Origin of the sequence: Aeromonas sp. 6P, from assembly GCF_051919525.1 — a bacterium.
Taxonomy (GTDB): Bacteria; Pseudomonadota; Gammaproteobacteria; order Enterobacterales; family Aeromonadaceae; genus Aeromonas; species Aeromonas veronii.
Genome location: NZ_JBQBEO010000002.1, coordinates 400,457 through 416,299 on the forward strand (window position 1 = coordinate 400,457; position 15,843 = coordinate 416,299).

Annotated in this window: 15 protein-coding genes and 1 riboswitch; of the genes, 13 read left to right on the plus strand and 2 right to left on the minus strand. The window is 58.1% G+C overall.

Annotated elements, in window-relative coordinates:
* The first annotated feature begins 4 nt into the window (after positions 1-4).
* The 10 genes from ACTG2J_RS01925 to ACTG2J_RS01970 all read left to right on the plus strand — a co-directional run bounded on the left by ACTG2J_RS01925 (position 5) and on the right by ACTG2J_RS01970 (position 11,619).
* Entirely contained in the window at positions 5-427 is a 423-nt protein-coding gene (locus tag ACTG2J_RS01925) for a hypothetical protein (RefSeq protein WP_005340092.1), read from the plus strand.
* Positions 428-513: 86 nt separating this feature from the next.
* Complete coding sequence (locus tag ACTG2J_RS01930) at positions 514-999, plus strand: hypothetical protein (RefSeq protein ID WP_201992870.1); 486 nt, start codon at positions 514-516, stop codon at positions 997-999.
* Between the two features lie 260 nt (positions 1,000-1,259).
* Positions 1,260-2,723 (plus strand): aerolysin AerA, encoded by a 1,464-nt coding sequence (aerA, locus tag ACTG2J_RS01935; RefSeq protein ID WP_439997895.1) that lies wholly within the window; start codon positions 1,260-1,262, stop codon positions 2,721-2,723.
* A gap of 271 nt (positions 2,724-2,994) precedes the next feature.
* A riboswitch (TPP riboswitch) is annotated at positions 2,995-3,107 on the plus strand.
* Positions 3,108-3,386: 279 nt separating this feature from the next.
* Entirely contained in the window at positions 3,387-5,378 is a 1,992-nt protein-coding gene (gene thiC / locus ACTG2J_RS01940; protein WP_439989075.1) for a phosphomethylpyrimidine synthase ThiC, read from the plus strand.
* Positions 5,375-6,982, plus strand: a complete 1,608-nt coding sequence (gene thiE / locus ACTG2J_RS01945; protein WP_439989074.1) for a thiamine phosphate synthase — start codon at positions 5,375-5,377, stop codon at positions 6,980-6,982. Before thiC ends, thiE begins: the two co-directional genes overlap by 4 nt.
* Positions 6,972-7,766 carry a HesA/MoeB/ThiF family protein gene (locus tag ACTG2J_RS01950; RefSeq protein ID WP_439989073.1) on the plus strand — a complete coding sequence of 265 codons (795 nt, stop codon included), beginning with the start codon at positions 6,972-6,974 and terminating at the stop codon, positions 7,764-7,766. The genes thiE and ACTG2J_RS01950 overlap by 11 nt, the downstream gene beginning before the upstream one ends.
* Positions 7,763-7,969, plus strand: coding sequence for a sulfur carrier protein ThiS (gene thiS / locus ACTG2J_RS01955; RefSeq protein WP_439989071.1), 207 nt, complete (start codon positions 7,763-7,765; stop codon positions 7,967-7,969). The genes ACTG2J_RS01950 and thiS overlap by 4 nt, the downstream gene beginning before the upstream one ends.
* A gap of 85 nt (positions 7,970-8,054) precedes the next feature.
* Positions 8,055-8,822, plus strand: coding sequence for a thiazole synthase (locus ACTG2J_RS01960; protein WP_024945667.1), 768 nt, complete (start codon positions 8,055-8,057; stop codon positions 8,820-8,822).
* A 20-nt stretch (positions 8,823-8,842) separates the two neighbouring features.
* The gene (thiH, locus tag ACTG2J_RS01965) at positions 8,843-10,063 is read left to right on the plus strand and encodes a 2-iminoacetate synthase ThiH (RefSeq protein WP_439997896.1); all 1,221 of its coding nucleotides are present in this window, start codon (positions 8,843-8,845) and stop codon (positions 10,061-10,063) included.
* Between the two features lie 914 nt (positions 10,064-10,977).
* The gene (locus ACTG2J_RS01970; protein WP_439997118.1) at positions 10,978-11,619 is read left to right on the plus strand and encodes a hypothetical protein; all 642 of its coding nucleotides are present in this window, start codon (positions 10,978-10,980) and stop codon (positions 11,617-11,619) included.
* A 232-nt stretch (positions 11,620-11,851) separates the two neighbouring features.
* Here ACTG2J_RS01970 and ACTG2J_RS01975 read toward each other — a convergent pair whose 3' ends face one another.
* Both ACTG2J_RS01975 and ACTG2J_RS01980 read right to left on the minus strand, forming a co-directional pair.
* A complete protein-coding gene (locus tag ACTG2J_RS01975; protein ID WP_439997119.1) occupies positions 11,852-12,793 on the minus strand; it encodes a DUF2971 domain-containing protein in 942 nt (313 codons plus the stop codon).
* Positions 12,786-13,223: a GNAT family N-acetyltransferase gene (locus tag ACTG2J_RS01980; protein WP_439997120.1), complete on the minus strand. Its 438-nt coding sequence runs from the start codon at positions 13,221-13,223 to the stop codon at positions 12,786-12,788. Before ACTG2J_RS01980 ends, ACTG2J_RS01975 begins: the two co-directional genes overlap by 8 nt.
* A gap of 217 nt (positions 13,224-13,440) precedes the next feature.
* Here ACTG2J_RS01980 and ybaK point away from each other — a divergent pair, with 217 nt between their 5' ends.
* The 3 genes from ybaK (at position 13,441) to ACTG2J_RS01995 (ending at position 15,795) form a co-directional block, all read left to right on the plus strand.
* Positions 13,441-13,905 carry a Cys-tRNA(Pro) deacylase gene (gene ybaK, locus ACTG2J_RS01985; protein WP_005336092.1) on the plus strand — a complete coding sequence of 155 codons (465 nt, stop codon included), beginning with the start codon at positions 13,441-13,443 and terminating at the stop codon, positions 13,903-13,905.
* A gap of 136 nt (positions 13,906-14,041) precedes the next feature.
* Positions 14,042-14,935 carry a hypothetical protein gene (locus tag ACTG2J_RS01990; RefSeq protein WP_439989069.1) on the plus strand — a complete coding sequence of 298 codons (894 nt, stop codon included), beginning with the start codon at positions 14,042-14,044 and terminating at the stop codon, positions 14,933-14,935.
* A gap of 68 nt (positions 14,936-15,003) precedes the next feature.
* Complete coding sequence (locus ACTG2J_RS01995) at positions 15,004-15,795, plus strand: substrate-binding periplasmic protein (protein ID WP_439989068.1); 792 nt, start codon at positions 15,004-15,006, stop codon at positions 15,793-15,795.
* Positions 15,796-15,843: the final 48 nt, after the last annotated feature.

Here is a 15,843-nt window from a genome sequence, read left to right on the forward strand (position 1 = left end):
CCTGATGAAGAAGTCTCTCTGCGCCCTCCTGTTGCTGATCTTGTTGCCACTTGGCACCGCACAGGCGACCGAATTCAAACTGACCGGCCGCACCACCTGGCAGCTTGGCCAGTTGATGGTCAACGGCATGCCGTTCGTGATCGACGACCAGACTCGCTTCAAGGATTGGCTCAACGAGGATGACCTCGGCGGTACCTGGGTCGAGATGAAGGGGGTGGTGGAGAACGGCGTGCGCTATGTGCGCAAGGTCGAGGCCCTCGACGAAGATGACAAGGACGAAATGGATCTGGAGGGGCCGGTGGAAGGGGGGCGGATCTGGGGCTACACCACCTCGGATAACAGTCTGGCGCCGTTTGAAGGGCGCTGGCTCGAGCTGGAGTGCAAGTTTGACGGCATGCGCCTGAGCCGCTGCCGCGAGGATGACTGATCCGATCTCTGCGTTCCGATTAGAAATGCTCCCGAATGAAGCCCATGCTTGTCCAGCATGGGCTTTTTGTTCAGGGACGAACGAAGATGGAACAATCGAGAAAGTGGTGTGCATGGATGCTGGGTGTACCGCTCTGGGCGGCGCAGGCGGGAGCCGACGAATTGTGGCTGGTGGAGCTGGAGCACAGCGACGGCATCCGCCTGCAATTTCAGGGGGCCGAAGTGGAGCAGGGCAGTGCCGCCGTTTGGCGGCAGGGGGAGATTTGGCCGCAGCCACTCAAACCCGGCGACCAGCTCGCTCTGCTGGTGGCTGACGGCGTTGCCACCCGGATTGAGCTGCTGGCCGCCAGAGCTCCGCTGGCCAATCAGCCCTGGCAGCGGGCGCAAGATCGCCTGCAATCCTTCGATGATCGGCAGCTCACGCTGGCCACCCTGGGCACTGTGCGACTCAATCCGCAGGTGCGCTGGGTCAACGGTTCGGCCGCCGACCTGCATGCCGGGAGCGAGCTGGTATTGATCCGTTCGGTGGATGGAATATTGCAGGGAATTGAAGTGATCAATCCGGGAGAGTAATTCAGCATCTTCTTATTTAATATAGCTTCACCATATTGTGGCAGCCATTAAATAATGGCTGCCACAATATTTATGATTTATTCCTCAATAAAGTCATCGCTCTAATTATTTTCCTGTATCACCATTATTTTGTTTGTCATGGATGTTTTTTGGTGGTTTATTTTATTTGTGTCAGGTTTTGTCGGAGTCCATACCTGTCAAATGAAAAAGGATATTTCTACACAATAACAATTATCGTATGTCTGAAAGAGGGATAAATGATGAATAGAATAATTACCGCCAATCTGGCGTTTTTGGCGTCTTCATTGATGCTCGCTCAGGTGCAGGCGGCTGAACCTGTCTACCCTGATCAGGTCAAGTGGGCGGGCCTTGGCACGGGCGTCTGTGCCAGTGGTTACCGTCCTCTGACCCGCGATGAAGCCATGAGTATCAAGGGTAATCTGGTCAGCCGCATGGGGCAGTGGCAGATAACCGGGCTGGCTGATCGCTGGGTGATTATGGGGCCGGGATATAATGGTGAAATCAAACAGGGCACTGCCGGAGAAACCTGGTGCTATCCCAATTCACCGGTTTCCGGAGAAATACCAACACTCTCTGACTGGAATATTCCGGCGGGTGATGAGGTCGATGTGCAATGGCGGCTTGTCCACGACAATGATTATTTTATCAAGCCAGTCAGTTATCTCGCCCATTATTTGGGATACGCCTGGGTGGGTGGAAATCATAGCCCCTATGTCGGGGAAGATATGGATGTTACCCGGGTTGGCGATGGCTGGCTGATAAAGGGAAATAATGACGGCGGCTGCTCCGGATATCGTTGTGGGGAGAAGAGTTCCATCAAGGTAAGCAACTTCTCATATACCCTGGAACCCGACTCCTTCAGCCATGGTCAGGTCACCGAGAGCGGCAAGCAGCTGGTCAAGACCATCACGGCCAATGCGACCAACTACACGGATCTGCCCCAGCAGGTGGTGGTGACCCTGAAGTACGACAAGGCCACCAACTGGTCGAAGACCGACACCTACAGCCTGAGCGAGAAGGTGACCACCAAGAACAAGTTTCAGTGGCCGCTGGTGGGGGAAACCGAACTGGCCATAGAGATCGCCGCGAGCCAGAGCTGGGCTTCCCAACACGGGGGCTCGACCACCGAGACTGTCTCGGTTGAAGCGCGCCCCACGGTGCCACCTCACTCCAGCCTGCCGGTGCGGGTTGCCCTCTACAAGTCCAACATCTCCTACCCCTACGAGTTCAAGGCCGAGGTCAATTATGACCTGACCATGAGGGGCTTCCTGCGTTGGGGCGGCAATGCCTGGTATACCCATCCGGAGAATCGCCCCACCTGGGAGCACACCTTTGCCGTCGGCCCGTTCCGCGACAAGGCGAGCAGCATCCGCTACCAGTGGGACAAGCGTTATATCCCGGGTGAAGTGAAGTGGTGGGACTGGAACTGGACCATCAGCGAGTATGGTTTGTCGACCATGCAGAATAACCTGGGTCGTGTGCTGCGCCCGATCCGTTCGGCAGTGACCGGTGACTTCTATGCCGAGAGCCAGTTTGCCGGCGATATCGAAATCGGTCAGCCCCAGACCCGTTCCGCGGCCTCTGCTCAGTTGCGTAACGCCTCTGCTGAAGGTGTGGCTCTGACTGGTGTGGATCTGGATCAGGAGGCCCTTGCCAACGAAGGGTTTGGCAACGTATCCCTGACCATAGTTCCGGTTCAATAACCTCACTCGCAGGCCCCTTTCACAGGGGCCTGTTTCTGTTCCGCGCAAGACGATGCATTTGCCCTGCGTCCCTCGATTTTCCCTCTTTTTCTCCTCTTCTCCCTGAATGATCACTGCGGGAAGCTATGGCTTGCCAAGGTGATGCCAAGGCAGGTTTGACCTCTGTTTGGGGTGGCCCCGTGAGCGAGGCATTGTTCACTCATTTGTTGAAAGAGGCGTGTTGGCCAGATTGTTAACGGCTTGTGCTTTAGATTTTCCCCCTTATACTGGCGCCATCTTGTCGGAGTGCTGACCGTCGAACGACGCGAAGCTGAGACCGTTAATTCGGGATCCGTGGAACCTGATCAGGTTAAAACCTGCGAAGGGAACAAGGGTAACTTGCGGGTTACCGCGCCGGAGGAGGAACAAGCCTCTTCCGCTCATCGAAGGGGTAACCCTGATGGGTCAGGGCGCACAGGAGGGAGTCTGTCCCGTCCGGTTGTCCAGCACGTGGGGCGCCTTGCCCACAGCGTGCAGAGAGCGGGAAGCGGCAGAACAGCAGCGCGGAGATCCATCCCGCGCGCACTCCCTCCTGAGATAAACACCCCGCCGCAAGTTCATCTTCTCCTCGAACTCCAGACAAGCAAATACCCATAACTTCAACCAGTTAATGTGAGTTTTGCTATGTCTACTTCTGTATCTGATACCACCAAATCCAGCCGTCGCGAGCTGCGCTCCAGCGCTCAGGCCTTTATCGACAGCCTCAAGGGGATGGCTCACCCCAACTCCCGTCGCATTTTTATCGAAGGCTCCCGCCCCGATATTCGTGTTCCCCTGCGGGAGATCCAGCTGGCCGACACCTTCGTCGGCGGCACCAAAGAAGATCCCAAGTTCGAGCCCAACGAGCCGGTGCCGGTCTATGACACCTCTGGCCGTTACGGGGAGGAGGGGGTCGCCATCGACGTGCGCCGTGGCCTGCCGCGCCTGCGGGAAAACTGGGTGCTGGAGCGGGATGACACCGACGAACTGCCGGGGCTCAGCTCCACCTTCACCCAGGAGCGTCTGGCCGACGAGGGGCTGGATCACCTGCGCTTCGAGCACTTGCCCAAGCCGCGCCGCGCCAAGCCGGGTCGCCGGGTCACCCAGCTCCACTACGCCCGCGCCGGTATCGTCACCCCCGAGATGGAATTTATCGCCATTCGCGAGAACATGGGCCGCGAGCGGGTGCGCTCTGAACTGTTGCGTACCCAGCATCCGGGCCGCGATTTTGGTGCCCGTTTGCCCCAGAACATCACCCCCGAGTTTGTGCGCGATGAGGTGGCGGCCGGTCGCGCCATCATCCCCAGCAACATCAACCACCCGGAAGCGGAGCCCATGATCATCGGCCGCAACTTCTTGGTGAAGATCAACGCCAACATCGGCAACTCGGCGGTCACCTCCAGCATTGAGGAGGAGGTAGAGAAGCTGGTCTGGTCCACCCGCTGGGGCGCCGACACCGTGATGGATCTCTCCACTGGCCGCTACATCCACGAGACCCGCGAGTGGATCCTGCGCAATAGCCCGGTGCCCATCGGTACCGTGCCCATCTATCAGGCGCTGGAGAAGACCAACGGCATTGCCGAAGACCTCACCTGGGAGCTGTTCCGCGACACCCTGCTGGAGCAGGCCGAGCAGGGGGTGGACTACTTCACCATCCATGCCGGCGTCCTGCTGCGCTTCGTGCCGATGACCGCCAAGCGCCTCACCGGCATCGTTTCGCGCGGCGGCAGCATCATGGCCAAGTGGTGCCTCTCCCACCACAAGGAGAACTTCCTCTACCAGCACTTCCGCGAAATCTGCGAGATTTGCGCCGCCTATGACGTGGCGCTGTCGCTGGGCGACGGTCTGCGTCCGGGCTCCGTCTATGACGCCAACGACGAGGCCCAGTTCGCCGAGCTGCGCACCCTGGGTGAGCTGACCAAAATCGCGTGGGAGTACGACGTGCAGGTGATGATCGAGGGGCCGGGTCACGTGCCGATGCACATGATCGAGCGCAACATGACTGAGCAGCTGGAGCATTGCCACGAAGCACCGTTCTACACCCTGGGCCCGCTCACTACCGACATCGCACCGGGTTACGATCACTTCACCTCCGGCATCGGTGCGGCGCTCATCGGCTGGTACGGCTGCGCCATGCTCTGCTACGTGACCCCCAAGGAACACCTGGGCCTGCCCAACAAGGAGGATGTGAAACAGGGGCTGATTACCTACAAGATCGCCGCCCACGCCGCCGATCTGGCCAAGGGTCATCCGGGTGCCCAGATCCGCGACAACGCCATGTCCAAGGCGCGCTTCGAGTTCCGCTGGGAGGATCAGTTCAATCTGGCCCTCGACCCCGACACTGCCCGCGCCTATCACGACGAGACCCTACCGCAGGAGTCCGGCAAGGTGGCTCACTTCTGCTCCATGTGCGGGCCCAAGTTCTGCTCCATGAAGATCACCCAGGACGTGCGTGACTATGCGGCGAAGCTTGAAGCCGTTGAGATCAAGCTGGTCGGCATGGACGGCCAGCAGGAGCAGGTGGTGGCTCAGGTGGAGAGCGGCATGGCCCGCATGGCGGAAACCTTCAAGGAGACCGGTGGCGAGATCTATCATCAGGCGGCGGCGCTGAAACAGGCCGCAGGGGAGGAGGCGTGAGCAGCGCAAGCGGGGCTGTCAGCCCCGCCGATCTGTTGCCCATGACGGACTCGCTACCTGTGGTCTGGACCATCGCCGGTTCCGACTCCGGCGGCGGTGCCGGCATTCAGGCCGACTTGCACACATTGCACGACCTCGGCGTGCACGGCTGCTCCGTCATCTCCGCCATCACTGCCCAGAACTCGGTGGCGGTGAAGATGGTCGACCCCGTGCTGATGCAGACCTTCACCGCCCAGATCGACGCCCTCGGCGTCGATCTGCCGCCCGCCGCCATCAAGATTGGCCTGCTGCCGACCCGGCTCCATGTGGAGGTGCTGGCCCGTCGACTGGCGGCCATCAAGGCCCCCTTCGTGGTCTACGACCCGGTGGCCATCGCCAGCAGCGGTACCCCGATGGCGGAGCCCAATATGCTGGAGGCGGTGCGCGAACAGCTGCTGCCGCGTCTGTCACTCATCACCCCCAACAGCCCCGAACTGGAAGCCCTGACCGGCATTCCCGCGACCAGCCCTGTGCTGGTGCGCCTCGCCGCCCGCCGCCTGCGCGAACTCGGCGCCCGCGCCGTGCTGGTGAAGGGGGGCCATCTTGAGTGGAGCGGGGAGCTGTGTCTGGACTACTACCAGGATGAGACCCGCGAATTCTGGCTCGCCGCGCCGCGCCTCGATACCCGCCACGGTCACGGCACCGGTTGCTGCTACGCCAGCGCCATTGCCGCCGTGGTGGCGCAGGACTATCCGGTAGAGGACGCCATCACCCTGGCGCGTGCCTACCTGCAACAGGGGCTGGCGGCGGCGCAGGGAGTGGGGGCCGGCCCGGGGCCCATCGCCCATCTCGGCTGGCCAGCCGATCTGGCCCACTTCCCCCGTGCCGTGCTGGCGGGCTCAATGCTCGATCGTCGTTTCGGCCTTTATGAGACAAGCAGCGCCCGCCTGCCGCAGGGCCCCTTCGCGCCGACTGAACACAACCTCGGTCTCTATCCGGTGGTCGATTCGGTCAAGTGGCTGCGCCGCCTGCTGGGGCAGGGGGTCAAGACCATTCAGCTGCGGATCAAGAATCTGCCCGCCGCTCAGGTGGCACCGGCCATTCGCGATGCGGTAGAGCTTGGTCGCCGCCATGGGGCGCGGCTCTTTATCAACGACTACTGGCAACAGGCCATCGAGGCGGGCGCCTGGGGCGTGCATCTGGGGCAGGAGGATATGGAAACCGCCGATCTCGCCGCCATTCAGGCCGCCGGACTGCGCCTTGGCATCTCCACCCACGGCTACTTCGAGCTGATGCGGGCCCGCGAGCTGGCGCCCTCCTATATTGCGCTGGGTCATATCTTCCCGACCAACACCAAGGCGATGCCTTCGCGCCCGCAGGGGCTGGTGCGGCTGCATCGCTACCACGCCCTGATGGCGGAGTGGCCGACGGTGGCCATCGGCGGCATCAGCGAGGAGCGGGTGGCGGCGGTCAAGGCAAGCGGGGTCGGCAGTATCGCGCTGGTCTCGGCCATCACTGCCAGCGACGACTGGCAGGGGGCGACCGAACGGCTGCTCGCGGCCGTGGGGGCAGGGGATGAGCCACGCTCGGCCACCGTTATACGGGAGGCAGAACATGCGCTCTGATGAGGCGTCTCTTAGTGACAAAGAGTATCTGCGATACGGCCGTCAGCTGATGCTGGCGGAAGTGGGGGAGGCCGGTCAGGCACGGCTCAGGGATAAATCCGTGCTGATCGTCGGCCTCGGGGGGCTCGGCTCGCCGCTCGCCCTCTATCTCGCCGGGGCCGGGGTGGGCACCTTGTGGCTGGCCGATGGCGATACGGTCGATTCCAGCAATCTGCCGCGCCAGATCCTGTTCGATAGCGAGGCAGTCAACCACTCCAAGGCGGAGCTGGCCCGCGAGCGCTTGGCGGCCCACAACCCGCTGGTGGAGCTGATCGCCATCAACCAGCGGCTCGATGCCGCCAGCCTGCCGGAGTTTGTGGCCGAGGTAGATCTGGTGATCGACTGCTGCGACAACCTCGCCACCCGCCAGGCCATCAACGCCGCCTGCGTGGCTCAGGGCAAGCCCTGGATCTCCGCCGCCGCAGTGGGTTGGCAGGGGCAGCTGATGGCGCGCACCAGCAGTGAGCACGCCTGCTACGCCTGCCTCTATCCGCTGGATACCAAGGTGAGTCAGAGCTGCGAGACCAGCGGCGTCACCGGCCCGCTGGTCGGGGTGATGGGCTCTTTGCAGGCGCTGGAGGCACTGAAACTGCTGCTCGGGATGCCAAGCCCGGTCGCCGGCACACTGCGCCGCTTCGATGCTTTGACCCATCAGTGGCAGACCCTCACTCTGGCCCCCGATCCCGATTGCCCGGTTTGCGGACAGCGCCGATGCCCGACACACGATAAGGAGATCACCCCATGACCTTGACCATTCGACTCAACGATAAAGCCCAGCCGCTGGCGGCAGGGCAGAGCGTGGCCGACCTGCTGGTGGCGCAAGACGTTAATCCACAGGGCGTAGCGGTGGCCCTCAACGGCGCCGTGCTGCCCCGTGGCCGCTGGGCCGAGACCTGTCTCAATGACGGAGATGAACTTCACCTCTTTACCGCCATTGCGGGAGGCTGACCCATGATGCTCACAGCCCCATCTTCGAGCGTTCTGCCTTGCGGCGGAACTTCATCTCTTCTTACCACTGTGGCCGGAGGCTGACATGCTGAAAATTGCCGATCACACTTTCTCTTCGCGCCTCTTTACCGGCACCGGCAAGTTTGCCCGCCCGGATCTGATGGCCGCCGCCATCGAGGCGAGTGGCTCCCAACTGGTCACCATGGCCATCAAGCGGCTCGAACCGGGCAAGGCCCACGACGATATCCTGAGCCCCTTGCTGCAACTCGGGGTCAAGCTGCTGCCCAACACCTCCGGCGCCAAGACCGCTGCCGAGGCGGTGTTTGCCGCCCATCTCGCCCGCGAGGCGCTGGGGACGAACTGGCTCAAGCTGGAGATCCACCCCGACCCGCGCTATCTGCTGCCCGATCCCATCGAGACGCTGAAAGCCGCCGAGCAATTGGTGAAAGAGGGCTTTGTGGTGCTGCCCTACTGCGGGGCCGACCCCGTGCTCTGCAAACGGCTGGAAGAGGTGGGCTGCGCCGCCGTGATGCCGCTTGGCGCGCCCATCGGTTCCAATCAGGGGCTGGTGACCCGGGAGTTTCTCTCCATCATCGTCGAGCAGGCCAATGTGCCCGTGGTGGTGGATGCGGGGATCGGTGCGCCGAGCCATGCGGCCGCTGCCTTTGAACTGGGCGCCGATGCCGTGCTGGTCAACACCGCCATCGCGGTGAGTGGCGACCCGGTCGCCATGGGCCGCGCCTTTGCGCTGGCCTGCACTGCCGGTCGCAGCGCCTATGAGGCAGGCCTTGGCGCCCGCGCCCTGCAGGCGCAAGCCTCCAGCCCGCTCACCGATTTTCTGGGGGCGTTATGAGTCATGAAACAGGGGCGACCATGAACATCTCCCCCTTGCCCCAAGGGCAGCCAGAGGTTTGCTCCCCTCTCCCTCTGGGAGAGGGGTTGGGGGTGAGGGCACTGGGTGTAAGGGCTAAGGAGCCTTCCTTTATCGACCGCTGGCAGGAGCTGGAGTGGGACGATATCGGCATGCAGATCCGCGCCAAGACCGCCGCCGATGTAGAGCGGGCGCTGGGTTCACCCCGCCGTACCTTGGCCGATTTTATGGCGCTGATCTCCCCAGCCGCCGAGGCGTATTTGCCACAGATGGCGGCCGAGGCCGAGCGGCTGACCCGCCAGCGCTTTGGCAACACCATCGGCTTCTATGTACCGCTCTATCTGTCGAACCTCTGCGCCAATGACTGCACCTACTGCGGCTTCTCCATGAGCAACCGCCTCAAGCGCAAGACCTTGAATAGCGAGGAGATTGAGCGTGAGTGTCTGGCCATCAAGGCGCGCGGTTTTGACAGCGTGCTGCTGGTGACCGGCGAGCACGAGCACAAGGTGGGGCTCGCCTATTTTCGCGAGGTGATGCCCATCATCCGCCGCCACTTCAGCACGGTTGGGATGGAGGTGCAGCCCCTCTCGCAGGCCGACTATGCCGAGCTGAAAAGCCTCGGCCTCGACGCCGTCATGGTCTATCAGGAGACCTACCACGCCCCCACCTACGCTCGCCACCATCTGCGCGGCAACAAGCGGGACATCGCATGGCGCCTCGCCACGCCGGATCGGCTCGGCCGCGCCGGTATCGACAAAATCGGCTTGGGGGCGCTGATCGGCCTCTCCTCGGACTGGCGTGCCGACAGCTACTTTGTCGCCGAGCATCTGAGCTGGCTTGAGCGCCACCACTGGCAGAGCCGCTACTCGCTCTCCTTCCCGCGCCTGCGCCCCTGCACCGGTGGGCTGGAGCCTGCCGTGGTCATGTCGGATCGTCAGCTGGCCCAGCTTATCTGCGCTTGGCGCCTCTTCTCGCCCACGCTGGACTTGTCCCTCTCCACCCGAGAGTCGGCCACGTTTCGCAACGGCGCGGTGCGCCTTGGCATCACCCAGATGTCGGCCGAATCGCGTACCCAGCCGGGTGGCTATGCCGAGGGGGATAAAGAGGAGCTGGAGCAGTTCGCCATCCACGATGACCGTCCGGTAGGTGAAGTCGCCGCCGCCGTGCGACAGGCCGGGTTGCAGCCGGTGTTTAAAGATTGGGAACCCTTCTTGGGCCGATAGGGGCGGCCACGCCCCCCCTTTGCCGGTGACATCCGGCGTCCAGCCAGACTCCGTGCCTGTGGCGAGTAGGCACGGCTGCGCCGTGCAATCGTAGGGTCGATTAGCCGGTAGGCGTAATCGTCCGTTCCGAGGTATGGCGTTGGCGGCAGGAGCCGTTGTGTGGTGGCACGGCTTCGCCGTGCAGGACGCGAGGCCGCTGGCCTCGAAGGGGTTTCGCCCGCCCTTCGGGCTTGGGCGAGTGACTTTGGAAAGACCCAAAGTCACCAAAGGTCTTCTCCCCCGCCAATCCGACCGCTACGCGGTTTCCCTCGGGTCAGGAACAAGGTCGGACGGACCGCCGCAGACGGCACATCCCTGTGCCGGCTGCGTCTGCGCCATCATCCCTGATGGCGCTCCTGACCTTGCTCCTTCCCCTCGGTGGATTGGAGGGGGAGCCAATACTGTGCCTTCTATAGCTACAGAGATCAGTCTGTGGGAAAAGGACGTAGATATTCGAATCAAGAAGCCGTCGATGGAGGAAGAAGTTGATTCTTGGCCTAGCACTCAAAAGTAGCTCTGGCGGCGAGGGAGACGGCTTTGCGGCGGTGATTCCAACTCATCATGATCTTCAGCCGAAAGAAGCCTAAGTGCAGAAAACCATAGTTACTCAGCAGTGCGGCCACCTGCTAGGCGAGGCCTGAATGGCTGTAATCCAATACGGTGATGAGGGAGGCAAGTTGATTTCTGTGTCAATTATTCATCCATATTAGTTTTAAAGGTCTGGTGGTATGAGTTCAGTTACCACCAATGTTTGAGTGAGACCATGAACGAGATGGTGACTGATTGTATAGTTATAATTAAATAGACTAAATGTTAATGTCTGTGTATGTTGATAAATAAGAGTGATGTATAGGATTCCTAGATAGAAGGTGTCTATGTTGAGTTTTTTGACTGATTACTCCGACCTTATAATTAAAAGTGGTTCATTTCTGATTGCATTATTAGGGGTTGCTCCAATCATTAGAAAATGGTTGTTAGATTTAGATAGTAAGCGAAAAGATGACTATCGTTTTGCAAGGGAATTCTTTTCTGATCTCGATAAAAATCCAAGTATGCATCCATTTGTCAGAGAAAAGGGGTATTTAGCTATAGCAGGTAAGTCTCATGTGAATGAAGGTGAAGTATCTTATATATTGAGCCTCAAGGAGCCAAGCAAGGCGCTGGGGAATTATAAACTAGCAAAGGGAATCGTATGGTTTGACTCTGAAAAATCTCTTGTTAAGATAAATTATAAGAAATGGTATAAGTATAAATTAGTCCGTGTTGTAGCTAAGGCTTACCATATCATTAAATATGGCGTGTTTTTCTTCTTGGCAATCCTTCCATTATATTCCAATTCCTTCAGGGAATGGATAGGTGATGCACTTATATTATACGTGTTTTTGTTTTCACCTATATGCATGTTCATGGCTGTAAGATCAATAATAGAAAAGGAGAAAATAGTTTCTGCTGAATATATTGTCAAAAACCAAGAGTCACATACCAAAACAATAAAGTATATTTCTGGTGGAAATTGATGGGGTATTATTTTGAATATGGGGTTATTCATTTCTGACAAATGATGGCTAATTTTTATAACGTAATAATGTTTAGAGCAATTAATGCGTTATTTTTAAATTTTAGACTTTTTGATAAGATGTTTTCACTTAACGCTGAGAAGACTGAGAGCTAAACTATTATAGCTATATATCACCTAAGCTCAGGCATGAAGACCATGGTACTATTACGATGCGATGCATAGTTATGCTGCTAATCTAGCTCATATAAGACTTTGGTTTTTTTAAAACATAAAGAAAATTGATGTGAGCTTAGACTTGCTTGATAGAATGGGACCTGTGTAAGCCATGGATTATTAAAAATAGATTGCCGTAATATTGATTTATCCGTCTCTGAGAGCCTGCAACCTAAAAATACCCCAGTGATGGATTCTATTGGTACGTCACATAAGAAAATGGAATCGGGTGTTGCAGCGCAAAATGAAAGTAGTTCATTCAAAACAGTACTACTTGGGGGGAATCTCATTTCTTCCATGTCGTCTGTGGAACTACCATCTTTTTCTTGTTGATCCATTAAAGCGCATGCTTGATTATTAATTGATATCTTTATTTTTTCTTTGTATTTCTCTATGTTAAGTAATCCAATGTAGTCTTCATCATAAAACTCAATCATGTATTCATAGGCATCCTTATGAAGGAGAAAGTAATCTGCATTAGATACCTTAGTTATTATCCTATGTTCTTTTTCATAAATCCAGTCATCGCTTTTAGTTAGTAGGTTTCTTTTAGGGGATGTAGACCTCGGCAATGTTTCATGCCTTTCTCTATTGTATAAAACACGTTCAATAGGTTTTTTTAGATCAAGGTTTTTATTGAAATGATCGTTCAAAATATGGTAATCAAATTCAACCACAATGCCCTTGTGTTCATCGGCATAATGGGACCACATTAATAAATTATTATAACTTTCAGTAAAGGATATTACACCCGTGTCATCAAAACTTTCATCACTTGCGTATTCAGCTATTTGTTGGTAAAAATCCTCTCGATGTTCACTCTCTAATATATTATCTAGAGTGTCTTGGTCAGGACTAAGTTCAAATGGGTCATTGAGAACACAACGTTGGCTTAACCTGAAGCTCGGGTTATTGAAAAAATCAGACCTAAACTTCATGTACTTATAAATTTTATCCATTACAAATACCTTGTTTCTTCAAAAAGTAACTGATATGCCCCGGCGGCATATCGGGCAGCTGGCCAAAGACTTCGTAACCCTGCTTCTGGTAGAAGGGGAGGGCCTGAAAACTGGTGGTTTCCAAGTGGTAGTTGGTGATGCCCTTGCTTTGGGCGTACTGCTCCATGGCGCCCAGCAGGCGGCCGCCCCAGCCATCGCGGCGGATGCTTTCGTCGATCCAGAGCCAGTCGACATGCAGCCAGCCCCACTTGATGTCGGCGATGATGCCGCCGTGTACCTTGCCCTCTTTATCCTTGATAAAGCTGGCGATCCGCTCGCGCCGAAGTTCGTACAGTTGAGGGCCTGCCTGGCTTACGTTGTAGCCCGTCAGGCCAATGCGCAGCGCTTCAACATCATCGTCCTGAGGCGGTTGGGGTGGGGTTAGTTGCATATGGGCTCCTGCGGTATGGGTTGTGGCGGCGTCAAAGGGTTAAAGCAATACCCGTTTGGACTCTGTTTGGTCAAGTGTTCTGGTCGCTCGCCACAAGCGTGCATGGCATGGCGGCCAGTCAATGGCCCTTGCAACTTCCATCCCCCTTGCATCACCCCAGAGTGAGGCGCAGACTGTTTGGCCTTGTTTTTATGCGATTCGATTCAAGGCAACCATCATGACTCCTGCCATCAACCTGCTGAAGAAGCTCAAAATCCCCCACAAGCTCTACCCCTACGAGTGCGAAGCCCACGACGATTTCGGCAAGCATGCCGCGACCCAGCTCGGGCTGCCGGAGGCGCAGGTGTTCAAGACCCTGGTCGCCCATCACGACAAGCAGGCGGTGGTGGCCATCGTTCCCTCATCCGGCATGTGCAGTCTGAAGCAGCTGGCCAAGGCGACTGGCCTCAAGAAGGTGGAGATGATGAAACCGGCGGAAGCGGAGAAGCTGACCGGTTACAAGGTGGGTGGCATCAGCCCGCTGGCCCAAAAGAAACTGCTGCCCACCGTGCTCGACGAGTCGGCACTGCAGTTTGACGAGATCCTGGTGAGCGGCGGCAAGCGCGGCCTCTCGGTCGGCGTGGCGCCGCAGGATATGCTGACGCTGATGAAGTGGATCGCAGCTCCCATCGGCGAAGAGTAGTGCCGGGCAAGGTGTGAACCTGCTATCCGGGCCTGTGGTGGCCCGGATAGCCCCACCTGTGAGCGGGCGCGTGCCCTGTGCTCAACGGGGTGCGTGCCAGTCTATAATGGGTGAACCCCGTTGTATGAGTTCAGCCATGATTTACCGACTTCTGTTGCTTTGCCTCTGTTTATCCTTCCCCTCTGCCTTGCTGGCTGCCACCCGTTTTACCCTGCTCAGTCCTGAAAACAGTCAGGACATGCGGATGCGTTATTACCGTGAGGTGATGCAGCTGGCGCTAGAGAAAACTCGCCCCGAATATGGCGACTACGAGTTGCTGGACTCCCTGCCGATGAACAAGGCGCGGATGCGGATCGAGGTGCAGGAGCAGGGCAAAAACGCCCTCTTTATTGTCGACAGCTGGCCTTATCAGGGGGAGGCGGTGGCGGATCAGGTGGCATCGATCCCGTTCCCGATCGATATGGGGATCCTCGGCTATCGGGTCTGTTTTGTCGGCTCGGCTCGTGCTGCCGAGCTGGCGCGGGTAAACACCCTGGATCAGTTGCGCCACTTCACTCAAGGGGTGGGCACCGGCTGGCAGGATGCGGTGATCCTGCGCAACGGCGGGCTGACGGTACATGAGGTGGATAACTACGAGTCGCTGTTTCGTATGGTGGCACGAGGGCGCATCGATCTCTTCTGTCGTGGGGCCAACGAGATCCTGCCGGAGTGGCAATCTCATCAGGGCAAGGTGGCCGGTTTGACGGTCGATCGCCATCTGGCCCTTTTCTATCCGCTGATCCATGTGTTCTACAGCAATGCCCGCTACGTTCAGGAGCGCGAGCGCCTTGCGCGCGGTCTGCAACTGGCTTGGCAGGATGGTTCGCTCAAACGGCTCTGGCGCCATCACTTCCAACCCTCGCTGGTGTTTGCCAATCTGGGGGCTCGCCAGATTGTCCGGCTCGGCAATCCGCAGTTACCCAAGGACGGTTTTGACTATCGCCCCTACCTTTACAACCCGCTGACGGATGATTTCGGTTCACAACCCTGAGCCGGATTATCAGGTGCGCAGGCTCTGATAGAGTAAGGGAGAGATCATTGTCGCCAAGGATATGGCCCATGCGCGCATCTGCCCGCTATCTGCTCTTTATTGCGTTGCTGCTGCCCGCGACCGGCGGTGCGGCCCCTGCCTTTACGCTGCGTACCTGCTTTGAAAACAGTGATTCCTATCCTTGGCTGCTGCAATCGGGGGAGGGGGTTGTGCAGTATCACCTCAAGGCGGTTGCTACCGCTCTTGATGCCGAGATCGTGCTGACGCCGCTGCCGTGGAAGCGCTGCCTCTCTCGGGTGAGCAGTGGCCAGATGGATGCGGCCATCAAGATGAGTTACAGCGTCGAGCGGGCGACCAGGGTGGGGGTTTATCCCATGCGTGAGGGCAAACCCGACCCCGCCAAGCGGCTGCTGACCGAGAGCTACAGCCTCTACCAACTCAAGGGGGGCAAGAGCCAGTGGGATGGCACCACCCTCAGGGTCAATGGCGTGGTTGCGGCCCAGTCAGGATTTTCCATCGTCGACTTGTTGCAGGCTGCGGGAGCCGAGGTGGATGACTCCAGCCGTGACCCGCTGATCATGTTGAAAAAGCTGGTGATGGATCGGGCGCAGGCGACCGCCATCCAGACCGAGGTGGCTGACAGCATTCTGGCGGCCCATCCCGCGTTGCAGACTCGCATCGAGCGGCTGTCGCCGGTGCTGGTGGAGAAGCCCTACTATCTGGTCTTCTCTCACCGCTTTTATCAATCTCATCCCCGACAAAGCCGGCAGGTGTGGGATACCATCGAGCAGGTGCGCGACTCTGCTGCCTATCAGCGTTATGCCACAGCGCTCAGAAGCACACCTCCGGTGGGGGAGTAGGCTGATGGATGCGACTGGCCGAAAAGGGGAGGAGAGCGTGGGGTGGTG